We start from the raw sequence: 6,168 nt of genomic DNA on the forward strand, positions 1-6,168 counted from the left end.
CGGCCGCTTCCCCGCTCGGCCGGGCAGGTGTTCTGTCCGCGGGGCACCCCCTCGTCGCTCCCGTCGTGGTCATCGCTTGGGCTGCATCGGGCAGCGGGTCGCCGGGTGGCGGGGAACCGTGTTTAGGCGGCACTAAAAACGCTTTTTACCTCCTCTGATCACCCCACATGCTACCAGGATCGGGCTTCCCCGGCAAGGGCCTATATACGCTCTGTGCCTCCCAAAGAGTTTTATCGCATTGAAGCGATGTATCCCCACATCACCCAGAAGTGGCTGAAGCTTCCCGCCATGACCAGGACGTGGAAAAGTTCGTGAAACCCGAAGTGGTTGGGCAGGAGGTTTGGCCGCTTGAGCGCGTAGACAATGGCGCCCGACGTGTAGAAGACCCCGCCGAGCCCGATCCAGGCAAGCGCCCCGGGGGGCACGGCGCGCAGGAGCAGGGGGAGCACCAAAACGACGATCCAGCCCATGCCGAGGTAGAACAACACCGTCAGCCATCGCGGGGTGCCAAACCAGAAGACTTTCAGAAGGATACCTGCCACGGCAAGCCCCCACACGAGAGCGAACAGCGCCCATCCCCACGGCCCCCTCAGGGGCACCAGGCAGATCGGGCTGTAGGTCCCGGCTATCAACACGTAAATCATCGCGTGGTCGACGCGGCGCAGCGCTGCCGTGCCCCGCGCCGACAGCGGCAGCAGATGGTACAGCGCGCTCGCCGAGTAGAGCAGGATGAGGCTCACACCGAAGAGGGCAAACCCGACGGTGTGCCAGACAGTGCCCTGGGCCTCGGCGGCACGTACCAGTACGACAAGCGCTGCTACCGATAACAGCGCTCCCGCCGCATGGGTCAGGCCGTTCACCGGCTCGCGAAGACGCACGGACGTCACCACACCTCCGGGGGGTTTCGCTACATGGCTTTGCCGGCGCGAGAGGCACGGCGCGCGGCCGCCCGATAAAACCAAAAACAGCCCGTGGCGGTCAGACACGCTGCGGATGCCGCCGCCAGCACGCCCGCCGGCGACCACCGGTCGTACATGGCTCCGCCACCGACGGGTCCCAACATGCGCCCGGCCGAAACCGACCCGCCCAGGATTCCCTGGTACAACCCCTGCCTTCCGGCCGGCGCCACCCGGGCCACGGCAGCGGGCAGCGCAGGGAAGAGCAGCATCTCGCCCAGTGTCAGCACCGCCATGCCCAACACGAACCCCTCGTAGCGAGGGTGCCGCCAGACCAGCACGAAGGCCAGGGTGAACAGCAACGCGCCGCCCACCATCTGCCCGGTGAGGCCCGGGATCCAGCGCCGCACCACCGCCGTGAGCAGCGGCTGCCCGGCCACGATGAGCAGGCCGTTGAGCGTCCACAGGATGCTGTAAGAGGCCAGCGGGTAACCCAGCTTCCGCATGTAGACCGAGATGACGGCCTGCCACTGGCTGTAAGCCATCCAGACGAGAGCCACCCCGAGCATGACCAGGGCTACCGCCACGATGGCCGGCAGAGCGGCAGCCTGTCGGGCCGGCGGAGCAGCCAGCCCTGCCCCGGGGGGCCCCTCTGTGCCCTCTGCCAGCGGGGTTCTGGCCGGCTGCTGCCCGGCGGCTTCCGGCACACTTGCCGCGCCGCCGTCCCCGGGCTGCGGCGGAGGCTCGACGCGGGCCGGCAGTCGGCGCCAGACCATGACGCCGTAAATAAGCGCTGCGGCTGCATTGCTCAAGAAGGAGAGGCTGAACGACACCTGCGCGACCAGGCCACCGAACGCCGTGCCAAGCGCCACCCCGGCGTTGCGCGCCACGTACAGGAAGTTGAAGCCCCGCCGCCCTCCCTGCGGCCACGCCCTGGCGACCAGGGCGTTCGTGGCGGGATCCATGACGCCCCAGGCAAAACCGCTGAGGATCATGGCCGCTACGTACACGGGCCAGACCCGCACGAAGGCGATGGCGGTCATCATGGCAGCCACCGTGAACAGCCCGGCCAGTATGACCCTGCGGGCACCCACTCGGTCGAAGGCAGCGCCGCCCACGAGCTGCCCGGCCAGGGCGGCACCCGAGTTGAGCATGAGGACCAGCCCGGCCACCGTCAGCGGCGCCTTCAGCACGAAGTGGATGTACACCGTGTTGATGGGCCACACGAACGATGCTCCAAACGTCTGGATGAGCCCGCCGAGCGCGAGCAGCCAGAGGACCCCCGGCACGTCCTCCGGGCGTCCCATGCCCAGCGCGGCGGTCAGGCGCCCGGTAAGCCCGGCGCTCACCGGCGGGCCGGAAACCATGCTGGCTGCTGCGCCGGCGCTCGTGCCTGGCCGGCGGACGGATAGCTGCTTGAGGGGACGTTGTATGGGGGGCGGCAAGACGGCTTTGCTCCCTTAACCCTGCCGCTCTCTCCTGAGTGGCGCGGCGTACCCGCCAGAGGTTCGAAGCGGGCGGTCCAAACCCTTCCGGTCAGTGTCCGGAAGGTGGGGGCCACGGGCGTAACGTATAGCGGTGCTTCGTGCGGACTCGCGGAAGGGGGCCGCCTTCCCCGGTGCAAGCAGAAATCACGCGCTGGGCCGCCCTGGTCAGCCTGACACTTATCCCGTGGATCGAGCTGCGCGGGAGCATCCCCCTGGGACTGGCGTGGAACCTCCCCTGGTGGTGGGTCTTCGCCGTCGCGACCGCCGCCAACGCGCTCATCTTCCTCCCGACGTGGGCCATCCTCGCGCTTGCTTATGAGCGGTGGCTCAAGCGGACGTTCGTCCGGGCACTGGTCGAGGGTGTCCGGCACAGGGGGCAGTCGCTCATCGAAAAGTACGGGACCGTGGGCCTGGCCCTCTTCGTCGCCATCCCGCTGCCGGGCACCGGGGCTTATTCGGGTACGGTGCTGGCGTTCCTGATGGGCATCCCGCCCGGCCGGGCCTTTGCGGCGGTGGCAGCGGGAGTGCTGGCGGCCGGGGTGGTTGTGACGCTGTTGAGCACCGGTGTCATCACCGGCATCCGCCTTCTTTAGCCGCAGTCCCGCGCGGGTCGGGGCGTTCTTGCCTTGATCTAACCGAAGTGTTGCGCGAAACTGAACCGCGGATAGGGCCTTTCTGGCGCCGATGAGCGAATTTGACAGGCAGATGCGGCTTTGGCGAGCCGTATTTTGATGGGATCACTTGTGAAAGTGAACCCAAGTACGACCAACTACTGCTTCGCAGGGGCTCGACGGCCGCGGGGCTGCGGGTGTGCCAGGTTGCAGGGCTGCCGTTCACGGAAGGAGGGGAGCCGCCCGTCCGGCCCGCTTCACCGGCAGGGCCTGGGGCCCGCGGGCGGCTAACGGCTTTGAAACGCTGGTCTGTTGCCCGTTCTGATCCCGCCGTTGCATCTTCCCCTGCGGCGCCTGCCGCTGCCGTCTTCCCGGCCCGCTTCGTTCTGCCGCAGGCACAGGGCCCGGCGCCGTCAGGGGAACTCCTGGTCAAGAAGGGTGACCGGGTCGTCGCCGGCCAGATGCTGTTCGGCCTGCACCCGCTCCCGACCGGCTCGATCGTGGTGCCCCTTCACAGCCCCGTCTCGGGAAAGGTCGTCGACGTACAGCCGATCGTCGGCCCATCCGGGGATGTGGCGGCGGCGGTCACCATCGAGACCGACGGCCTGGGCGAACGGGCAGAGCCGCTGACCCGCATCTGGGATCCCCATGACCCCGCTGCCTGGCCCGCCGACGAACTGCGCCGCTTCATTCGCCAGGCAGGTGTGACGGGCGCGCCGCAGGACGGCGGGCCCGGCCTCAACGCCCGTCTGGAGGGCGGCCTGAGGGGCGGGGTGCTGGTCATCAACGCGGTGGGCTGCGAGCCCGGACTTCCCAGCGGAACGCTGGAGGCGGCGGCGGAACCGCTGCGGCTGCTTCTGGGCGCTGCCGCGTTGAAGCGGGCCGCCGAGGCAAGCGAGGCCCTCGTGGTCGTGGAACGGGGATCGGTCGCGGACGCCGACATCACACAGACCTTGAGCCACCCTGAACTCAGCGACAGCGTGCTGGACAGCCTGCGCATCGTGCACCTGCGCAACCTCGACTGGATGTGGGCTCCGGTGCTGCTTGCCCGGGAGGCGCTAGCGCAGGCACGGTTGGCGAAGAATCCGGCGGTGCTCGTCGAGCCGGCGGGAACGGCGGTGGCGGTGGGCGCTGCCCTGCTCGACGGCGAGCCGCTGACCGAACGGCTGATTACGGTTCGGTCGATTTCGGGCAAGATAAAAGCGGTGCGAGCCTCTCTAGGCACGCCCATCGCCTCGCTTCTGGACGCCGTCACGGACCGCCAGGGCACGGACGGTTTACCGAACGGTTGGACAACCCTTCTGGTGCTGGCGGGCGGGCCTCTTCTGGGGGACGCGCTGGCTGACCTCCAGACGCCCGTCACCAAGTCGCTTCCGGCGGTCAGCGTCATCCGCCCGGCCGTGCGGTTCCGGCCCGAGTCGCCGTGCATTCGCTGCGGGCGCTGCGTGGAGGTCTGCCCTGCTGCTCTCATGCCCCTTTACATCGCGCGGGCCGCTGCTGCCGGGCAGATGGCGGAGGCCCGGGCGCTCGGGGCCGCGGACTGCGTGGAATGCGGTGCCTGTGCGTACGTCTGCCCCTCGTATCGCCCCCTGCTCCAGTGGATCCGCCTGGCCAGGTACGGCCGGCGAAAGCCGGCTGGGGGCCGCGAGGACGCAAAGGGGGCCGATGCGTGATGTCTACGGCGATGAGCCGATCCCGGGCACGCGCGGGGCCGGTACAGGCCTCCGCTGAGCCGGCCGCGCCGGCCCTCTTGATCCAGCCTGCCCCCCACGTCCACGCCCCGGAGCCGTCGGCAGCCGGCCTGCTGCGCCAGGCGCTGCTCGCCGCCCTCGTGCCGGCAGGGGCAGCGGTGGCCGTCTGGGGCCTCGATGCCGCGCGGGTACTGGGCGCAACGGCGCTGGCAGCAGGACTGACCGAAATGGCCTGCGAGCGAGCCCGGGGACGGGCGCTGCAGGAGACGGCCATCACCGGTGCCGCCCTGAGCGGCATCCTCCTGGCCCTGACCCTGCCGGCTTCCATTCCCACGTGGATGGCCGTGCTGGGCGCTGTTGTGGCCATTGCGCTTGGCAAACACGTCTTTGGTGGGCTGGGACACAACCTGTTCAACCCCGCCCTCATAGGGCACGTCTTCCTCTTGAGCAGCTTTGCGGCGGCCGTCTCGGCCGGCGCCACCGATGCCCCCCCGGTTCTGGCGCTGGCGCGGGAAGGAGCGGTGGTTCCAGACTACGTGCCGCTGTTGTGGCACGCAGGGCCCGGGCCTTTGGCCGCCGCATCACCCCTTGCCGTCTACGCCGCGGCGGCGCTGGTGCTGGGCTGGAGATTGGGGCGGTGGGAGACCGCCGGGGGCTTCTTCCTCGGCAGCGCCGCAGTCGCGTTCGTCGTTGGGTGGAGCCCCGTTTACCACTGGGTGGCCGGCCTTGCGCCCCTGACGGTCGCGTTCTTCCTCAACGACCCCGTCACGACGCCGGTGGCGGGCGGCGGGCGGTTCCTGTTCGGAGCCGGCGTCGGAGCGCTGCTGGTTGTGCTGCGGACATCGGGTTCCTACCTGGAGGGGGCTGCCTTCGCCGTTCTGGTCATGAACGCGCTGACCCCTCTGCTCAACCGGCTCTCGGTCTGGCAGCGCCGGCGCCGGCGTCAGCGGATACAGGAGGCGAGGCCGTTGAAGGTAGCGACGGGCGCCGAATGGGTTCGAGACCTCCGGTCGGCCCTGGTCCTGGTGCTGGTCAGCTCGGCCGCCGGGGTCCTTCTGGCGACGTTTCACCACGCGACCGCACCCCTCATCGCCAGCCAGCAACAAGAGCGCGAGGTCGAGGTGGGTCTGAAGGGCGTGATGCCCCAGGCGGCCTCGTTCGAGAAGGTCGCCGACGTAAACGGCATCCCCGTCTACGAGGCGAGGGACGCGCAGGGGCAGCGGGTGGGGATGGCCGCCTTCGCTGAGGGAGACGGCTATCACGGCGTGATCCGGCTGGCGGTGGGCGTCGACGTGGAGAACGACCGAGTGACCGGGGTTCGGGTGCTCAAGCAGTCCGAGACGGCCGGCCTCGGCGCCCGCATTGAGGAGCGATGGTTCCTGTCGCAGTTCGAAGGCAAGTCCATCGGCGACGCCTTCATGCCGGGCGAGGACATCCAGGGCGTCTCGGGCGCCACCGTCTCGTCCATGGCTGTCGCCGACAT

5 protein-coding genes are annotated in these 6,168 nt (G+C 69.3%); 3 read left to right on the top strand and 2 right to left on the bottom strand.

Features of this window, described 5'->3' with window-relative positions; translation table 11 throughout:
* Nucleotides 1–230: 230 nt before the first annotated feature.
* Together AB1609_13930 and AB1609_13935 are read right to left on the bottom strand one after the other, a co-directional pair.
* Nucleotides 231–878, bottom strand: a complete 648-nt coding sequence (locus AB1609_13930) for a hemolysin III family protein (GenBank protein ID MEW6047559.1) — start codon at nt 876–878, stop codon at nt 231–233.
* Nucleotides 879–907: 29 nt separating this feature from the next.
* Complete coding sequence (locus tag AB1609_13935; GenBank protein ID MEW6047560.1) at nt 908–2,341, bottom strand: MFS transporter; 1,434 nt, start codon at nt 2,339–2,341, stop codon at nt 908–910.
* Between the two features lie 173 nt (nt 2,342–2,514).
* On the opposite strand from AB1609_13935, the gene AB1609_13940 reads away from it, so the two are divergent.
* The 3 genes from AB1609_13940 to AB1609_13950 all read left to right on the top strand — a co-directional run.
* On the top strand, nt 2,515–2,976 hold the full coding sequence (locus AB1609_13940) for a small multi-drug export protein (GenBank protein ID MEW6047561.1): 462 nt from the start codon (nt 2,515–2,517) through the stop codon (nt 2,974–2,976).
* A gap of 314 nt (nt 2,977–3,290) precedes the next feature.
* Nucleotides 3,291–4,667: a 4Fe-4S dicluster domain-containing protein gene (locus AB1609_13945; protein MEW6047562.1), complete on the top strand. Its 1,377-nt coding sequence runs from the start codon at nt 3,291–3,293 to the stop codon at nt 4,665–4,667.
* Nucleotides 4,667–6,168: RnfABCDGE type electron transport complex subunit D (locus tag AB1609_13950; protein ID MEW6047563.1), on the top strand; the 1,502-nt coding region annotated here is incomplete at its 3' end. The genes AB1609_13945 and AB1609_13950, both read left to right, overlap by 1 nt.

The organism is Bacillota bacterium, assembly GCA_040754675.1.
Taxonomy (GTDB): domain Bacteria; phylum Bacillota; class Limnochordia; order Limnochordales; family Geochordaceae; genus Geochorda.